The sequence below is a fragment of the Psychrobacter pygoscelis genome (assembly GCF_004335015.1).
GTDB classification, from domain to species: domain Bacteria; phylum Pseudomonadota; class Gammaproteobacteria; order Pseudomonadales; family Moraxellaceae; genus Psychrobacter; species Psychrobacter pygoscelis.
In genome coordinates this window covers 65,426-83,744 of the sequence record NZ_RQRU01000002.1, presented here as the reverse complement: position 1 = coordinate 83,744, position 18,319 = coordinate 65,426, and the positions used below count along the sequence as shown (strand labels likewise).

Below are 18,319 nucleotides of genomic sequence, written 5' to 3'. Positions count from 1 at the left end.
ATTAGCAATTAGCTAACTTGATATCGTCTTAACTGTCATTATTAAACACGACACTAGCTGTCGTGTTTTTTTATTTCTTACGTTGAGCTTACTAATGTGCTCAGGTAGCATGCGTGGCTAAATAACTGATGCTAGATACAGTAGCACTGTTATCCTACTCATAAAGCGTTAGCACTTTTTTTCGACATTATTTTTACATTTTTAAAGCGCTTTTTTATTTACTCTAAATCGTACTCGCTAATACAGTGACTAAAATAGGTTTGGAAAAATCTGTTTTTATCAAAAGGTCTTTTCATGTTATTTGGCAGTTTATTCTTGCTTGCAGCCTTTGGCTTTGTTTCTTTCATTTTTCTGCTCAAATTCAATCGTCGGCAGCAGCGCCAATCGTCCCAAAGTCATTCTAGTCAACCCGTCCGTGGCGACGAGTTGGCAATCTGGCCATTTGAGCCTATGCCTATCATGACGGATACCGAGGTCATATTCTTTCGTAAGTTACAAAAAGCCATTCCTGAGTATCACATTTTTAGTCAAGTTCAATTGTCTCGGATTATAGAACCTAACGAAGAGGCAGGCACAGATCGCAGCTTTTGGTTCAATCGTATTTGTCGGCAAAGTGTGGATTATGTGTTAGTAGATGTCGATGCGCAAACGACGTTACTGGCCATCGAGCTTGATGACTGGACCCACAATAGTAAATCTAGTCAAAAGGCCGATGCCAAAAAGGACAAGGCACTGGCTAGTGCGGGTATCCCTATATTGCGCTTTCATGCTGAGCGAATGCCGAGTGTTGAGATACTGCGGCACGAGGTATTAAAAGCTATTGAAAATTACTCGATATAGACTGGGCGGCCTCTAAGAGGGTATGGGTGGCCGATTGGCTTATTACCATATTCAGTCTACTTGCAAAACTTATGGTGACTTTATTAACCTCATGTTACTATTAAGTTTATCGCGATAAATGACTAATGGACGATCTGCTTCAAAGTACAGTCCTGACTCAAGGGGTGTGACCGCTGACCATTCGACTGAGTCATCATAAAAACTACGCCTGGTAAACCATTCGACATATCGGGCGCGTCGTAGCATCCTCACATTAAGGGTAGCTAGCTGCGCCTTATTATTACCATCGTACCAGTCATGTATTGGAAAGTTGGGAGTGAGCCAAGCAGGCCGCGCAAATTGAGTGTCACTAACTGGCCGACAAAACCGGCCCTTAATCACGGCAACTCGCTTATCTATTTTTACTCTTTTCACACTCTCCTTAAAGTCCACATCGATCCATACCGCGCCAAATTGCTTACTTTGCATATGGGTCATTTTGCGTTTAAGATTGTCTCTAGAGTTCATACCGACCCAGTTTGCAAAGCCGTATGGCGGCGCGCCTAAGAAAAACTTAATCGCTAATTCCCAGTGCTCAATTTCATCCGTATCATGATTGTGCAGGATATAATCTAGCTCACCAACAGTCTGCTTATCGCGGAATAGCTGAACATTATGCGCCAGCACTTCATAAGCATGGTAGCCATGATCGAAGCCATCAGTGAGCCAGAAGTGCATCAGTCCTTCAAAGTGAAATCCTAACCGATAAGGGCTAGGGCGACTCATCAAAAACCTAGTTAAGCGGCGATAGGCTTTGGTGTTATCTAACATCTCTAAACGCGATTGATATGCCGCAAACTGCTGTTGCCAGAACGCCGCTGAGTGCATGACGACAGTGGGTGTATTCATCAATGGTTCATGGTCTACCCAAGCATTGAGCACTGGCGGACAGGCGAGGGCAAACGCTAAGTCGCGCACAAAGGGACGAGAGTAGCGCTCCCAAGGTGCTAGGGCGTTTAAGTCAATCATGTCAGCTTTTACTCTTATAACAGTTTTTGGCTGTCGCCTTTTATAATATTTTCTTACAGGCTTTAGCGCCGCAAGTGTGCGCTTACCCTACCGTCTTCTTAAGTTAATGTCTAGCACTGCCCGATTGCATTTTTGATGGTCATCACAATATCAACACCTGCTCAGTTATTAAAGGCTAGGGAGTATGTTTACTTAGTTCAATAAGTCTAATCTATTAAGTCGAGTTAGGTTCAATGACAACGCTTTGACTTCAATAAATTTATCTTCTGATATCAGTTCCTTATAGGCAGGAACTTGGTAGGCCAATCTATTAACTAAATCTTGAGGGCAATGATAAGTCATTTTTTTAAATGCGTTATATGATTCTTCTATTTTCCCTATTTTATATGCATTTAAACACAGCTCATAATATAGCCAGTACAAATAGATAGGTTTATTAATAAACAGACGATTACCTTCTGGAATAGCTATCTCACTTGCCTGCTTGGCATAACAATAGGCGAGATCTATTTGGTTATCCCAGCTATGTCTACGTGTTAGGTTATACCAACATTCTGCCCTTTTCGGATCAAATTTAACCCCTTCTTGCCAGTAGTAAATAGCTTCTTTAAAGTCATCTCTTGTTTCATAGAGCAGCCCTAGCTGGTCATAACTACAATATATCTCATCGTACCAACCATTTGCTAATTCACATCTTCTTTTATACCAATCAATGGCCTGATCTATTTTTCCTGCATCTTTATAGGACTGAGCACAATAAAACGCGTAGCGTGGTAGTAGGTCTAACTCTTCACCCGCGTTATAAGCCTTTTCTAAAATAACAGCGTCGTCTAAATATTTATTGTCTTTGCGGTTCCTACTTCCTGTTCGACCAGAGATAATGGCATAATCCCCAGTGACTTCATCGACCCGACCTTCATTATCATTTTCTAAAAACTCATGTAAGACACCACGCCATCTATAATTACCGTTATTTTTTATAATTAGTTTTCTGAGGTATTGAATGGATAGGCTTTCGCTAGTGAATTTAAGAAAGTAGGCGTCTGCTACTAGTTCAGGAAGTTTTATTTCACCCACTACTTTATCATCCGCATCAAAAATTAATACGTAGTCACTCTTGCCTATACAAGCATTGAGTGCTGCATTTCTGTTATAACTAAAATCTTTCCAAGGTTCCGAGTGAATAAAGCCATCAATTCCTTGTAGTTGAAAAAAGTTCTCTATAATCTCTATAGTATTATCTGTCGAACCGGTATCTGATATTACCCAGTAATCAATAGGGAAGTTATCGCAAATATTTTTTAAAGTTTTCTGAATAATGTGACTTTCATTTTTCACGATCATATTAAGACAAAGGGACATATGTCTGACTCTCTAGTAGGTTGATTATTATTCGCATATAAAAAAACCCTGCTAAGCAAGGTTTTTTTATTGAAAGATAGTGACAATTCAGAGTAATAACAGAGATGGAGAAAATTACCTGAAATAATCTTACTTATTAATTAACGCAAAGGTTAAGGTTTAATAAATGGGTTAGAATTTAAACTTCCAACCAATATTCCCGATAACGTTATTATAGTCATCACTACCTTGTTGATAAGAAATACCTACCGACGCTTGACCATATTTAGAAGTTTGACCCTCTAAGCCAACCTTAATCTCGCCGACATTTGAGCTACCGGCTATACCATAGCTGGTATTGTCTAAGCGTAGCTGTTCATCTGCTGTATTGTGTAGCCAGTTTAGCGCGACAAAAGGACGATAGTTTGAGTTTTCAGAGTCTCCTGTTGGTACCTGCATATAGGCCTTGGCCCCTAAACGAGTTTGAATGTTAGCTTTGCCTTCAGTGACGCGAGTTCCCGTTGACTTCTCATCAAAAGAATCTAATTGTACATCTTGGTAAATGATTTGACCTTGTGGCTGAATCCAGTAGCTGACATCTTGTTCCGACTGAGCCAATTTATAACTCGATCCTGCCTCAATAGAAGCAACCACACCGGAAGAATCGTATTTTTCCGATCCAAAGTCTTGTCCAGTTACTTCATTATTAAACTTATTCCACATTGCCCAAACATCGGCATAGGCTCCGGTCTTTTCATTAGGATTTTCGTACCAAGTACCATATAGTCCCATTCCATAACCATCAACCTTTGAGGCTGATTTATAGTTAGTAACAGATGATTGAGAATCGCTTTCAGCGTTGCCGTAGGCAGCCATTAAGCCCACGTTAAGTTCGTTATTCGCACCAAAGTTCGCTAAACCAATACCGCCGTGGACGATATAGCTATGGCCGTCTGTGTCTATTTGACCAGATGCATCTGCAAACTCATGAGCGCCACCTATTGCTCTAATCCACAATTGACCGACGTTCTTGTGATTTTGGTCGACATCTTCACTAGCACTATTTCTAACTTCTAAGCGATGTACAAAAAGGTTGTTAGCCATGTGCGCATTTGTTAAATAACTTCCTACTTCTGGGCGAATGACAGGAAGATGCGTTCCAGAGTTTCCAGTAGCACCAGTAGCACCAGTAGCACCAGTAGCACCAGTAGCACCAGTAGCACCAGTAGCGCCGGTTGCACCAGTAGCACCAGTAGCACCAGTAGCACCAGTAGCACCAGTAGCACCAGTAGCACCAGTAGCGCCGGTTGCACCAGTAGCGCCAGTAGCGCCAGTAGCGCCGGTTAAGCTAAGACTCTCTAAGTACCAATCTCCATCTGTATGTTTATTCAACAGATATTCAAAGCCACCTTTTGCGACACGACGCTGAAGTAAGAATTTACCATTTGAGTCACCTTCAATATCGTATAGCAAAACAGATTCTTCACCAGTTGGGTCTGCGATATTAAGATTGTTAATCCACACCCAATCAATGCCATTGTCTATGACATTACCCTTAATGTTGATGTTATCTGTATAGCTCTTGCCATCGGCCCCTAGGTTACTGCTTTGTCCTAGGCCAGTTAAGTAGGCGTCCATTAACCAAGTATTACCATCAGCGGTGTAATCGCTATTGATAGTTAATTTATCTCCAGCTATACCGTTTGCTAAATTTATTTGAGAGTTTGTGGCAGCCATATTGCCATCTATGGTAACCGTAGATGGAGAGGTAGTTAGCGCTCTTGGTAGGCGACGTGGGGCACTGTTTGCAGATGCAGCTCTATTGGTATTCGTTGGGTTTTGTGACTCACTGCGTGGTGCAATGTTTAAACGCCCATTATTGAGAGCTATATTTTCACTGTTTACAACGCCATTTGTCGCAATATTGAGTGTGCCATGATTGATTGATAACTGTTCATTCTGTATTGAGGCATCTGAATACACGTTGATTGTTGCATCAGTCATTGATGTGTTGCTTCCTAATAAACCTCCTGTAAGGATGTTTACCTCACCACCAGTGACTGCTAAATCACTATTTAATTCACCATTTGAGGCAATATTTAAAATACCATCATTAACAGTAGATGTATTGGTTAGTGTGTTTGTGCCTTTTAGCTCAAGCGTACCTGCATTGAGATCAAAACCAGCAAAGCTATTGTCGCCAGTTAGTGCCAGTGTACCTGTTCCTGATTTGGTTAATTTGCCGTTACCGCTAATATCGTTACGCCATTCGTCATATTTACCAAAACCTGAGATGTCCTTGTTCGCATGATAGTCTTGAGCGACTGACCAGTTACTGTCTAACCGAGAAGGACCGGTATAGGCTTTTGGTAAATCAATCAGCCCCCAGTTATGGTCAGCGACTTTGGCAGCAATAGAGTTTTTGGCATAGGCAGTGCCTGCCAAGGTCTCAAGGCGTTGTTCATTGGTTAAATAAGGGTAGCGAAGACGTAATAGATTGGCAGCTTCTACGGGGATATCGCTCATTTCTACACGGCTATCAGCAGAGGTATCTGTGATCAAACCATAATAGCCAATTTCATTATTATTTTTGGCATATGCGTCCGTAATTGGGTTTTGTTTTTGAAATAAACAGGCTTGTAAGCTTTGTCCATCTTCACAATTAACATCCGCTTCGTCACGGATTTCTTTAGCCATTTCTACAAAGGTTTCAGCTGTGGTATCGTCATCTAAGAGCTTGGCTAAATAGAAGTAATTACCTGCGCGCGCACCGATGGTATCTGTGGGAAAGTGTGCCCCCACAAAAATACGACTTTCACCGTATTGCAATGCTCGTGAAAATATCTCTTGACCACGCTCAGGGAAAATCATGCTCCAAGCGGCTGCTTCTCTATAGCCATTCCATGTATGCCCACTAGGAAATGAGTTACCTTCGATATCTTGAAAATTATCGACATACTCACCAGTATTTTCGTCAAGAACCTTAAATGGTCGACCCCGATGATGAAACTCTTTTAAAAAGGATTCAGCTTGACGTTTTTTGGGTTTTTGAGGGTCACTATCATCAGTGAGATAATGAGCAGCATCTATAATATTAGATAATTTTTTGAAATTGGTATCATTTTTAGAGTCATCTTCAAGTTTAATATTACCTGCTTCTTTTTCATCGCCTAAAGCAGAAACTGCAAATAAGTTAAATCGATAGGGGTACTTTTGCTGCACTTGTTCATAGGCTAGGTCAACACGAGCGTCATCCTCACTATTGACGTATTCAAGAAACTTTAATCTATCTGCTTCTACCAATTTTGTTTCATAATTAGCAGGATTGTTATTTAGAACATTATTTTTTAGTTGTTCATATAGTGGGTTAGACAGACTATCTGAACGATCCAGTGCAGCTTGCAACGCTGCCTCTTCTGGGGATTGTGGAGTAGGGGGAGTAGGATCAGTAGGGGCGGTATTACTTTCTAGATACCAGTCACCATCTGTATGTTTATTTAATAGATATTCATAACCACCTTTTGCCACACGACTTTGTAATGCAAATTTACCATTTGAAGTACCATCGATGTCATACATCAAAATAGATTCTTTGCCAGTCGGATTGGCAATATTTAGGTTATTAACTTGAACGTTATCAACACCATTATCTATAAGGTCACCAGTGATTTTTACGTTATCTGTATAACTTTTGCCATCAGCTCCTAGATTGTCACTTTGTCCCTGACCTGTCAGATATGTATCCATGAGCCAAGTATTATTACCGGTGCTAAAGTTACCATTAATGGTTAATTTGTCTCCTGCTACAGCATTTGCCAGATTTATCTGCGAATTTCTAGCAACGATATTCCCTGTTAAGTTGGTATTAGTCGGTGTTGAAGTGGCAGCTGAGTCATGTGGTGCAATATTGATATGACCATTATCTAGCAGTATCTCATTACTACTGATACTGCTATTTGCTGCGATATTTAACTCGCCACCAGTTACGGATAAATTCTCATTATGTATTGAGGCTTCTGAGTTTACGTTGAGTTTGCCTTGCTGAATTGAGGTATCACCCTCTAGCAAACTGCCAGATAGAAGGTTCGCCTCACCACCATTGACTGACAGCGCACTATTTAATTCGCTACCAGAGGCGATATTTAAAATGCCATTATTAACAGTGGATGTATTGGTTAGTGAGTTTGTGCCTTTTAGCTCGAGCGTACCTGAATTGAGGTCAAAACCAGCAAAACTATTGTCACCTGTTAATACCAGTGTACCTGCTCCTGATTTGGTTAATTTACCGCTACCAGTGATATTGTTACGCCATTCATCATATTGACCAAAGCCTGAAACATCACGTTTTTCATTATAATCTTGTGCTACGTCCCAATCATTATCTAGACGAGTTGGTCCTGTATAGGCTTTTGGTAAATCAATCAACCCCCAGTTTTGGTCTGCAACTTTGGCAGCGATAGAGTTTTTAGGGTAGGCAGTAGCTGCAAGGGTTTGGAGGCGCTGTTCATCGGTTAAATAGGGGTAGCGTATACGTAGTAGATTGGCAGCAATAGGATTTAGGTCGCTGACATTGACACGACTATCGGCTGCTGGGTCGGTGATTAAACCGTAATAGCCAATTGCATTATTATTCTCGGCATAGGCGTCCGTAATGGGGTTTTGCTTTTGTAGTAGACAAGATTGTAAGTTTTGACCATCTGCGCAATTAACATCCGCTTCATCACGGATTTTTTTTGCCATTCTTACAAAAGTTTCGGTGGTGGCATCATCATCTAAGATATTGGCGAGGTAGTAGTAGTTTCCTGCGCGCGAACCGATGGTGTCTGTTGGGAAATGCGCGCCAACGATGGTACGGCTTTCACCATACTGCAGTGCTCGTGAAAATACTTCTTGTCCGCGTTCAGGGAAAATAACACTCCAAACGGCAGCTTCTCGATAGCCATCCCAAGTATGACCACTGGGAAATGAAGAGCCTTCGGTGGTTTTATAGTCATCTTTATATTCTCCATTATCATCGACAACTTGATAAGGGCGACCTCGATGATACAAATCTTTTAGTATAGAATCAGCTCTGCGAGTTTTTTTCTTATTTGGATCACGGGTATATTGAGCATCATGAATGACATCATATAGTTGTTTGTAGTTGGTTTTGTCTTTTTTGGGATAGTAGGCAATGTTTCCGGCTTGCTCTTTATCGCTTAACGCAGAGGTTGCCATTAAGTCAAAGCGATATTGATGGTCTTGACTGATGTTTTCTTTTGCTAATTTTAGACGCTCACCAGTTATTTCCTTTTGCTGATTGCTACCTTCGAGATCTAAATTAGCAACACTGTCATCGGTTACTGGGCTATGATTTAATACCTCTCTTTTTAGCTCTGTAAACCATGAACTAGCTTGTTTGTCAGAGCGATCAAGTGCCGCTTTCATAGCTGAATCTAAGGACTCTTCGGTAGCTTCAGGTGATGGCATGGTACCAGAAGGGGCTTCGGTATTGGGAGCTTCTTCTGCTTTAGCAGATAAAGATAGAAGGCTAATAGAGATGGCTATTACTAATAGCTTGGGTCTAAAACGAACATTTTGATTATACAAAGTCATGAGTTGTTTCTTCTGGTTAAATAATAGGAAAGGTATTAAATAATCAATCTCTTACATAATTTGTTGCTATAAGTTGTCTTATCCATAAAGAATAGTTAACTTATATTCGTAAGGTTTCCTATGATATATAGACTTCATGACAATCATTTGACAAGAGCTATACGCTAGTTGATATCAGTTAAAAATAATGTACTAGTAAGACCGGTATGAGCTGTCTTTTTAACAACCGAAGAGGGACCACAGAGTGACTGAGGTAAAACAAGCACTCTTGTTATTGTGAGCTAAATGTAACGTCGATTAAATATGTTAGAGCATGCCCTCACTGAGCAAAATTAATGCTTAATTGACTTAACATGACTACATTTTCGTCAATTTTGATAAATTTCTCGTCGATTTTTCTAGAGAGTATAGTCATATTAGGAGTAACGATAGGTTCAAGGTGGGTGCAAACTTATACCAGTGACTATTGACTATGCAGCAGACCTTGAGGGAATCGATCATAGTTACCTCTCATGAGTTAACGATGTTTAATCTCGATATGACAAGTATTTTAGTTGTTAGTTTTTGTCGAAATTAGTGAATAATTAAGATTAGCAGATGAAATAAGCTTTTTATCATGTAATCTTGAGCGCCATCTTTTGATGCTAGCCTCACTGTTAGCGTTATCAATAACTTTTACAATTTAATAGGCCCATCATCTATGCCGCCGCAATTTTCTAACCAGAAGAATTTTATATTCATAAGCTTACTGCTCATGGTTTTTATACTGAGTTTATGGCTACTGACAAGAGTGTGGCTACTGGTCTTTGCGGCTATATTAGTCGCTGTTTGTATTCTAAGTCTGATATCTGCGCTACGCCAATTACCATTGGTAGGGCCGTGGCTACAAAAAGCCCCACATGGGGTGATGGTGGCGCTAGTCTTACTGCTAATTGCCTCAGTATTCGCGACATTTGGTGCATTGTTTGGCCAAGAATTGTTTGCGCAGTTGGATGAGATGAAGACGGCGTTACCCGCCGCTATGGAAAAGTTGCAGCAGTATTTAGATCACTCGCCACTGCTGGTGCATATTAATGAATGGTTGACGCAAAACAACACTTATAATCCGATTCAGTCCATGGTTAATAAAGGCCTTGGCTTTATGCCCGGGGTGATCACTGGCCTTATGAATGGTATGACAAATTTCATGATTATCATTCTATTGGGACTATTCTTAGCCATCTCTCCGTCGATCTATGTCAATAGCTTTATCTCATTGATTCCTATAGAGAAGCGCGACAAAGGCCGCTACTTATTTCAACAGTCTTATCAAGCTCTAAAGCAGTGGCTGTTAGGTCAGTTTGTGGTGATGTCTTTCGTTGGGGTGTGTACTACGGTCGCTTTATGGTTTATGGACATTCCCTTTGCTTTAGCGATGGGCTTTATCTCCTTTTTATTAGATTTTATTCCGGTTATTGGCCCTTGGTTAGCTGCCATCCCTATAGTGTTGATTACGTTGTTGGTCGCTCCTGATATGGTCATTTGGGTCGTCCTTGTGATGTTCGTGGTGCAGCAGCTTGAGAGTTATGTCGTTGCTCCCTTGGTCCAGCAAAAGCTGGTGAATCTACCACCAGTAGCATTATTGGTCTCGCAAGTGATTATGGGCTCATTAATGGGATTTTTTGGTGTGGCACTCGCGACACCGTTTGCCGTAACGCTGATTGTTTGGATTCAGATTGTGTATATTAAGTTTACTTTAGGAGATTATAAGGTGCGGGTATTGGGTCAAGATATGCAGGACATGATTGATGATAAGTACGCTAAAGCCCGTAATCTAGATAGCGAAAGTGTGTTTGAAGTACCGTATCCGCAAGACAAGTCGTAGACAGATAATAGTACGGCCTGTAACCTCATAAAAGATAAACATTAGAGGAAAGGGCAAATTTTAGTGAGGAAGTAAGCCATAAAAAAAGCCAATCATTGCTAGCAATGATTGGCTTTTCTATCGAGCTAATTTGGTCGGAACGGCAGGATTTGAACCTGCGACCACTACACCCCCAGTGTAGTGCGCTACCAGACTGCGCTACGCCCCGAAGTCCCACTATTTTACTGATTTTGGTTCAATTTGCAAGGTCTATTTTAAAAGCCTTATATCGTTCTCCAAAACCATAACAAACTTAAAGTAATTCCCAATAGATTTGTCACAGTAATAGACCAGTTGAATGGTCTACGATAGATAGCATGAATGAGCCAAAGAAAACAGTTCAAAAAAACAGCAAGCGGCCCAACTAAAGAGCCATATTCACCTGATAGACTCACCCAATACCTGTCAGTTAAGTAAACGCAAATAGTGATTATGCCCAGACTCATAAGCCAGACAAGTATTGGACATTGATCATAAGTCTGTCTGTTAATCAACTCAACAGCTCTTTTAAGATCTGATTGACCTGCTGTGGGTTGGCCTTACCGCGGCTGGCCTTCATCACTTGACCGACCAGACCATTAAAGGCTTTCTCCTTACCGCCTTTATACTCATCGACCATCGCTTGGTTATTAGCGATGACCTCTTCAACCATCGCTTTAATAGCGCCAGTATCTGTTTCTTGCTTGAGGCCTTTGGCTTCAATGATTTTATCAGCGGCATCGGCAGAGTCGCCACCTTCGCCTTCATACATCGCCGCGAAGACCTTTTTGCCAAGCTTGCCAGACAGCGTATTGTCATTGAGACGTTTGAGCAGGCCAGCCATTTGCTCTGCACTAATAGAGGCGTCATTGATGGTTTTCTCATCTTTGTTCAGTGCGCCCATTAGCTCGCCCATAATCCAGTTGGCAGCCAGCTTGGCGTGTTCTGTGCCAGTAGACTCAAGAACGGCTTCAAAGTAATCGGCAAGTTCACGGCTATCCGTTAAGATTCGTGCGTCATATTCAGACAAGCCCAGATCGGTCTCAAAGCGAGCTCGGCGCTCGACGGGTAGCTCAGGCATCGCAGCGCGAATAGCGTCTACGGTCGCTTGCTCAATCCGGACTGGTAATAGATCAGGGTCTGGGAAGTAGCGATAATCGTTGGCTTCTTCTTTGGTACGCATTGAGCGGGTTTCGTCTTTATCAGGATCATACAAGCGTGTGGCTTGAATAACTTTGCCACCGTCTTCGATGATATCGATTTGCCGCTCGATTTCACGGTTGATAGCACGCTCGATAAAGCGGAATGAGTTTAGGTTTTTCAGCTCAGTTCTAGTGCCAAGCTCGCTGCCAGGCTTTCGTACTGATACGTTACAGTCGCAGCGGAACGAGCCTTCGGCCATAATCGCATCAGAGATACCCAGCCAAGTCACTAGCTGATGGATAGCTTTGATATAAGCCACGGCTTCGTCGGCAGAGCGCATGTCTGGCTCAGAGACAATTTCAATCAGCGGCGTACCCGCACGGTTAAGATCGACACCAGTCATACCATCTACGGCATCATGGACGGACTTGCCGGCATCTTCTTCTAAATGGCCACGGGTAATACCGATGCGCTTGCTGTACTCGTTATCTGTGCCTTCATTGACGACGATATCGATATAGCCCTTACCGACGATAGGGTTGGCCATCTGGGTTATTTGATAGCCTTTAGGCAAGTCAGGGTAGAAGTAGTTTTTACGATCAAAGGTGTTATAAAGACCAAGCTCGGCATTAACGCCAAGACCAAATTTTAAGGCACGCTCGACCACACCTTCGTTAAGGACTGGCAATACGCCTGGCAAGCCAAGGTCAACGATATTAGCCTGTGTGTTTGGCTCGTTACCGAAGTCAGCTGGGGCGCTAGAGAAGATTTTACTGTCAGTATTGAGCTGGCAGTGAATCTCGATACCGATGACCACTTCATAGCCGTCTACTAACAACTCGGTACGAATAGGGGCAGTGTTTTCTAAGGTAGCCGTCATTAGATGCTCTCCTTTGCGATAGCAGATAGCTTGGTGTGGTAGTCAGTATGCTGTTGATACAGATGCGCGGTAGTCAGTAACTTGTCATCATCCCAGTGGTTACCTATGAGTTGCAGACCAACAGGAAGTCCAGCTTCAGTGAAGCCAGCTGGCATACTAATAGCAGGCAGACCAGCAAGATTGACGGCGATGGTATAGACGTCACCCAGATACATGGTGACTGGATCAAGCTCATCGTTCAAGCTATAAGCTGGCGTAGGGGCGGTAGGGCAGGCGATAAGGTCACACTCTTTAAAGGCTTTTTCAAAGTCCTCTAAGATGACACGACGTACTTTTTGCGCTTTGGTATAGTAAGCATCAAAGTAGCCTGCTGATAGGGCATAAGTCCCCATAAGAATACGGCGCTGAACCTCAGGACCAAAGCCTTCAGAGCGTGAGCGAGTATAGAGATCTTCTAGGTTCTTTGGGTTGTCGCAGCGGTAGCCAAAGCGAACACCATCAAAGCGTGACAGGTTGGATGATGCCTCAGCAGGGGCTAGCATATAGTAGGTGGCTAGGGTGACTTTTGGATCAGTGATATGCACCTCAACGATGGTCGCGCCTAAGTCCTCATACTGCTTGAGCGCAGCGCGAACGTGGTTTTCCACTTCGCTGTCTAAGCCCTCACCAAAATACTCTTTGGCCACGCCAATCTTCAGACCAGAAAAAGGCTTGTCGCCAACGTTATTTTTGGCTTCTTTTAATAGCTCGACATAGTTTGGCACAGTACGATTAATAGAAGTGGCGTCTCTTGGGTCATGTCCTGCCATAGGCTGAAGCAGATAGGCACAGTCTTCTGCGGAGCGTCCAAATGTTCCGGCCTGATCAAGACTCGAAGCATAGGCAATCATACCAAAGCGTGATACGCGGCCATAGGTAGGCTTCATACCCGTTAAGCCGCAGAAGGAGGCAGGCTGACGAATAGAGCCACCGGTATCACTACCTGTCGCTACAGGAACGAAGCCTGCCGCAGTTGCTGCTGCTGAGCCACCAGATGAGCCACCAGGCACGCGATCAAGATTCCATGGGTTGTGCACTGCACCGTAATACGAGCTTTCGTTATCCGAGCCCATGGCAAACTCATCCATATTGAGCTTGCCTAAGCTAATGAAGCCAGCTTCACGAATGTTTTTGACGATAGTCGCGTCATAAGGCGAGATGAAGTTGTGCAGCATCTTAGAGCCGCAGGTGGTAAGTACACCCTCGGTACAAAAGATATCTTTGTGCGCCATCGGTACGCCTAGTAGTGCTCGGGTATCACCACTTGCGCGCTGCTCGTCAGCGGCTTTGGCGGCCTTACGAGCATTATCAGCATCGACGGTAATAAAGCTATTAACCTTGCCATCGAGCTTCTCAATTCGATTTAAAAAGTGCTCTGTAAGCTCAGTACTGCTAAATTGCTTATCGCGCAGACCATCGGCCAACTCGGCGACAGATAAGGTATGTAAATCAGACATAAAACGTGTCCATTAATGGTTGTATTAATAGTAATGATGGAAATTTGGCATTAATTAAGCGCCATTGGCAGTGTGAATGAGCGAATTATTCAATGACTTGTGGTACTAGATATAGCCCTTCAGCGACCGCTGGCGCAACTGATTGATTGTGTTCACGGTCGATATCGGCATCTGGACGATCGCTACGCAGCTCTTGACTGGCTTGATGAATATTAGCCAATGGCGCAAGACCTTCTGTATCCACAGTGCTGATGGTCTGCATAATACCGAGAATCTTATCAATGTCATCAGCATAACTGCTAGCGGTGGTCTGATCCACGCCTAAGCGAGCGAGTCTTGCGACTTCTAAAATATCATCGGTACTGACGCTATCATTGGCTGGTGTGGTTTGCTCACTCATAGTGACTCCAAGAAAAAGTGTGGGAACTAGAGCGGTGTAAAATTCAACCATGGCTCAAAGAGAGCCAGCTAGTGAATTTACACAGGCCCTATTATTAATCGGACTACATGTATTATTTCTAGATTGGATTAAGAAGATAAATAACCAATTTCTTAAAAAATAGATTGTACGTATTATAAAGCATCTGCGCTTATTTTTTGACAGTCCTTTACAGAAGCCTATCAGATTACGTAGCCGAGACGCTTTGTTGCTAGAATTAAACGCGATTAATAGGGTAGTTAAGATATGGCTCACGCACCTTGCTAAAATGCATAAAAATTTTAACAAGAAGCGTTTATCTAATGATAACTTTAATAATAACTTTCAAATAAGTACTAAGATTGATAATAAAGTGTAGCAATAAGCGTCCATAATCGAAAAATAATTTAGAATTAGTTATCAATAACCTTGCTATCTTTACCTAGTTATTAAGCCAATATGTTAGACTGAGTTAAACTATCACTGCTTAGGATTGATGATAGTAGCTGATACTATTGCAAATTAGCAGTCTACTAGCTGGTCTAGTAGCTCAACTGCCTAGTTTAGTTCAAGTACATAATGAGCTGAGCCAAAAAATTGTCTCAGTAAAACTTAACTAACAGCGGCATCTAGTAAGATTGCTGCTGCTGTTAATCGTTAGTGAGCAGTTAAACTTGCTTACAATTAAATTTGTGACTGCTCAATAACGTATAAGCGTGATTAACCGGTGATTTTTCGCTATTTAATCGGTATAATTTAGCGCAATTTAGGGGTTAGCCCAAATAATTATAGCTTTTAGCTTGTCGCTAACGCTAACTTTCGTTAGAGTGAGCGCCTAGCTTAGTTATCACTTAGTCATCCCTAAAATTATGACAAAAGTCGAATTAAATCAGCTTGTAAATCTTTATTAGATATCTAATACGTATAAAAGTATATCTAAGAGATGATAAAGCCCCCTACGCCATTTCCCATTCGCCCCATTAGTAAGACGCTGGATATATTAGTCATGAACCCGTTCGGATTTTTATCAAATAATATCGCAATTGATCTTGGTACTGCCAATACCCTTATCTTTATTCCTAACAAAGGTGTGGTGCTCGATGAGCCTACGGTAGTAGCATTACGTAGTAATCGAACCCAGAATCCTACGGTAGCAGCAGTGGGCCTTGATGCCAAGCAAATGCTGGGGCGAACGCCAGCGAACATTACGGCCATTCGCCCGCTAAAAGATGGGGTTATCGCAGATTTTGAAGTAACACAGAAAATGCTCAAGCACTTCATTGCAAAAGTAAAAGCCAAGCGTTTTATGGCGCAGCCTAATGTGGTCGTTTGCGTGCCTTGTAAATCAACCTTAGTAGAGCGTAAAGCCATTCGTGAAGCCGTGTCTTCAGCGGGTGCTAATAAAGTCATGCTATTAGAAGAGCCTATGGCAGCTGCAATTGGCGCGGGCATGCCAGTCCATGAGGCCAGTGGCTCTATGGTTGTGGATATCGGTGGTGGTACTACTGAGATTGCTGTTATTGCTCTATCTGGCTGTGTCTATGCTGAGTCTATTCGCATTGGTGGTGACTTGTTTGATGAAGCAATTATCACCCATGTACGCCGCACTCATGGCTGCGTTATTGGTGAGACGACGGCTGAACGAATCAAGCAAGAAGTCGGCTCTGCGCTTAATGAAGATGTGTCGCTCGAAGTTGAGGTCCGTGGTCGCAGCATGGCAGAAGGTGTGCCCAAGACCTTTACCGTCAATTCAGAAGAGATTCAAAAGGCATTAAGCGATCCGTTAAGTGGCATTATTAGCGCTGTAAAAGCGGCCTTAGAGCAAACGCCGCCAGAGCTGTCTTCAGATATTGCTGAGCGCGGTATTGTACTGACAGGTGGCGGTGCGCTTTTACGCGATCTAGACAAGCTTTTATCTAAAGAGACAGGACTACCTGTCACTGTTGCTGAAGATCCACTAACCTGCGTCAGCCGTGGTGGCGGTATGGCGTTAGACTTTATTAATAACAAAAGTCTTAATATGATTTTTGTTTAATTAAAATATTTTGTAATTGTTATTCTAGATGAGCGGTGAGGTAGATGGGGGCAATATGCTGATAAGAGATCAGATTAAAGTACAGATATTGGGATCGCGATGAATCCAAGTATCTTTGCTCGCCAGCCTCTCTCCTTTCGCAAAACTGCAGTAGTCCTGATCTTGGCGATGATCCTGATGTGGTTTGACAGTAAAAACCCTGACTGGTTTGAGCCGATTCGTAGTACTAGCCATGCAGCGATGCAGCCAATATATGAGTTGTCATTGTTGCCAAGCTACGCAGCGCATTGGTCTAGTGGACGCTTGCAGTCTAAAGAAGCACTGCGCCGTGAGAATGTCCAGCTCAAATCTGAGCTGATTCATGCCCATGCTAAGCTGCAACAGCAAGACTATATCTTGGCGCAGAATGCCCGCCTGCAAGGTATTCTCTCTACCACTAAGCCTGAGCAGTTTGACCTTAAACTGGCTCAGGTTATTGGCACAGACACCAACCCTATTAAGCAAATTGTTGTACTTAATAAAGGCGCTCATGATGGTGTTCAAGTAGGGCAGACCGTGATTGACGAAAAGGGTATCTTGGGTCAGATTATCAACGTCTATCCCAATACTAGCCGGTTACTACTCATTACTGATGAACTGCAATCTGTCGCGGTCGCTATTAAGCGAACAGGTCAGCGTGCCATCGTGACCGGTGAAGGGACGCCTACCTCGTTAAGGCTTGACTACGTATTCAAAACCTCAGATGTGCGGGTCGGTGATGAGCTTATCTCTTCAGGAATGGGTGGACGCATCCCTGCTGGCTATAGTGTCGGTCGGATTCGCTATGTCGACCCAAGCCAAGGTGACAACTTTATGCATATTAAAGTCTCACCATCAGCAAACTTAACAGATAATTCTTACGTGCTCGTCCTGCAAGACAAGTCAGCTACCGCAGCTCAGCTTCAGTCTACGCAAGAGTCTATGCAAAAGGCTATGTTAGGTACTGAGGTTAGTAAGCCGCAAACTGTAGCGTCACAGCCTTATTCTAGCACCCCCACGGACCCTGCTGTCTTGTCTAGCGCTCAAAATGTATTAACCCCAACTTCCTCTGGTCATTAAGGCGCTTGCACTATGTCCAGCTCTGACTCTTCTCATTCCCCCTTTGAGATCGTAGTTGCGATTGTTCTTAGCTATATTTTTGCCTCCTCGCTCAATGTTTATCCATTAAGTTCAAGCTTGGCTGTACTGCGCCCTATGGTTATGATTATGGTGCTGATATTTTGGCTCATTTTTAAACCGCGATATAGCGGATTATTTACAGCATTCACCATTGGTCTGATTGCTGATTTGATTTTAGATACTAGGCTCGGTCAGCAAGCTTTCGCCGCAGTGGTAATGGCATTGGTGGTAAAAGTAGCTAGTATCTATATCAAACAACTAACAACGCTAAGCGCTTGGCTGCTAGCCTGTATTTGTCTACTGGTATTTCAATCGGTATTATGGATTTTACAGCTCATTACTCAGAACATATTTTTACCTGAATTTGGCGGTACATTGCTAATGAGTATGGCCTGCTGGCCCTTTGTTTTACTGTTGCTGCGGCGCTATTCTCGTTAGCTAATTTATTGGTACTAACTAGGTAGCGTTGTTGTCTGATATTTACTGTCTTTGTGTTTTAAAGTCTTCTTAATTCATTACTCAA

At 42.7% G+C, this 18,319-nt stretch carries 10 protein-coding genes, 1 tRNA gene and 1 pseudogene; 5 read left to right on the top strand and 7 right to left on the bottom strand.

What is annotated here, in order from left to right:
- Window positions 1–294 precede the first annotated feature (294 nt).
- Window positions 295–840, top strand: a complete 546-nt coding sequence (locus EGV92_RS05180) for a DUF2726 domain-containing protein (protein WP_131668192.1) — start codon at window positions 295–297, stop codon at window positions 838–840.
- Between the two features lie 69 nt (window positions 841–909).
- On the opposite strand, the gene EGV92_RS05175 is transcribed toward EGV92_RS05180, so the two are convergent.
- The 3 genes from EGV92_RS05175 to EGV92_RS05165 form a co-directional block, all read right to left on the bottom strand.
- Window positions 910–1,848, bottom strand: coding sequence for a DUF1853 family protein (locus EGV92_RS05175; RefSeq protein ID WP_131668191.1), 939 nt, complete (start codon window positions 1,846–1,848; stop codon window positions 910–912).
- Between the two features lie 192 nt (window positions 1,849–2,040).
- On the bottom strand, window positions 2,041–3,210 hold the full coding sequence (locus EGV92_RS05170) for a glycosyltransferase (protein WP_131668190.1): 1,170 nt from the start codon (window positions 3,208–3,210) through the stop codon (window positions 2,041–2,043).
- Window positions 3,211–3,381: 171 nt separating this feature from the next.
- A complete protein-coding gene (locus tag EGV92_RS05165; protein ID WP_131668189.1) occupies window positions 3,382–8,784 on the bottom strand; it encodes an autotransporter outer membrane beta-barrel domain-containing protein in 5,403 nt (1,800 codons plus the stop codon).
- A gap of 754 nt (window positions 8,785–9,538) precedes the next feature.
- On the opposite strand from EGV92_RS05165, the gene EGV92_RS05160 reads away from it, so the two are divergent.
- Window positions 9,539–10,648: an AI-2E family transporter gene (locus tag EGV92_RS05160; protein ID WP_165525567.1), complete on the top strand. Its 1,110-nt coding sequence runs from the start codon at window positions 9,539–9,541 to the stop codon at window positions 10,646–10,648.
- Window positions 10,649–10,779: 131 nt separating this feature from the next.
- On the opposite strand, the gene EGV92_RS05155 is transcribed toward EGV92_RS05160, so the two are convergent.
- From EGV92_RS05155 to gatC, 4 genes are all read right to left on the bottom strand, one after another.
- Window positions 10,780–10,856: transfer RNA gene (locus EGV92_RS05155), tRNA-Pro, on the bottom strand.
- 321 nt (window positions 10,857–11,177) lie between these two features.
- Entirely contained in the window at window positions 11,178–12,689 is a 1,512-nt protein-coding gene (gatB, locus tag EGV92_RS05150; protein ID WP_131668187.1) for an Asp-tRNA(Asn)/Glu-tRNA(Gln) amidotransferase subunit GatB, read from the bottom strand.
- The gene (gene gatA, locus EGV92_RS05145; protein ID WP_131668186.1) at window positions 12,689–14,185 is read right to left on the bottom strand and encodes an Asp-tRNA(Asn)/Glu-tRNA(Gln) amidotransferase subunit GatA; all 1,497 of its coding nucleotides are present in this window, start codon (window positions 14,183–14,185) and stop codon (window positions 12,689–12,691) included. Before gatA ends, gatB begins: the two co-directional genes overlap by 1 nt.
- 85 nt (window positions 14,186–14,270) lie before the next feature.
- Window positions 14,271–14,585 (bottom strand): Asp-tRNA(Asn)/Glu-tRNA(Gln) amidotransferase subunit GatC, encoded by a 315-nt coding sequence (gene gatC / locus EGV92_RS05140; RefSeq protein WP_131668185.1) that lies wholly within the window; start codon window positions 14,583–14,585, stop codon window positions 14,271–14,273.
- Between the two features lie 1,015 nt (window positions 14,586–15,600).
- Here gatC and EGV92_RS05135 point away from each other — a divergent pair.
- The 3 genes and pseudogenes from EGV92_RS05135 to mreD all read left to right on the top strand — a co-directional run bounded on the left by EGV92_RS05135 (window position 15,601) and on the right by mreD (window position 18,234).
- Entirely contained in the window at window positions 15,601–16,638 is a 1,038-nt protein-coding gene (locus EGV92_RS05135) for a rod shape-determining protein (protein ID WP_423227898.1), read from the top strand.
- A 99-nt stretch (window positions 16,639–16,737) separates the two neighbouring features.
- A pseudogene (gene mreC / locus EGV92_RS05130) lies at window positions 16,738–17,565 on the top strand (rod shape-determining protein MreC); the annotation flags it as partial.
- 183 nt (window positions 17,566–17,748) lie between these two features.
- Window positions 17,749–18,234 (top strand): rod shape-determining protein MreD, encoded by a 486-nt coding sequence (mreD, locus tag EGV92_RS05125; protein WP_131668183.1) that lies wholly within the window; start codon window positions 17,749–17,751, stop codon window positions 18,232–18,234.
- Window positions 18,235–18,319 lie beyond the last annotated feature (85 nt).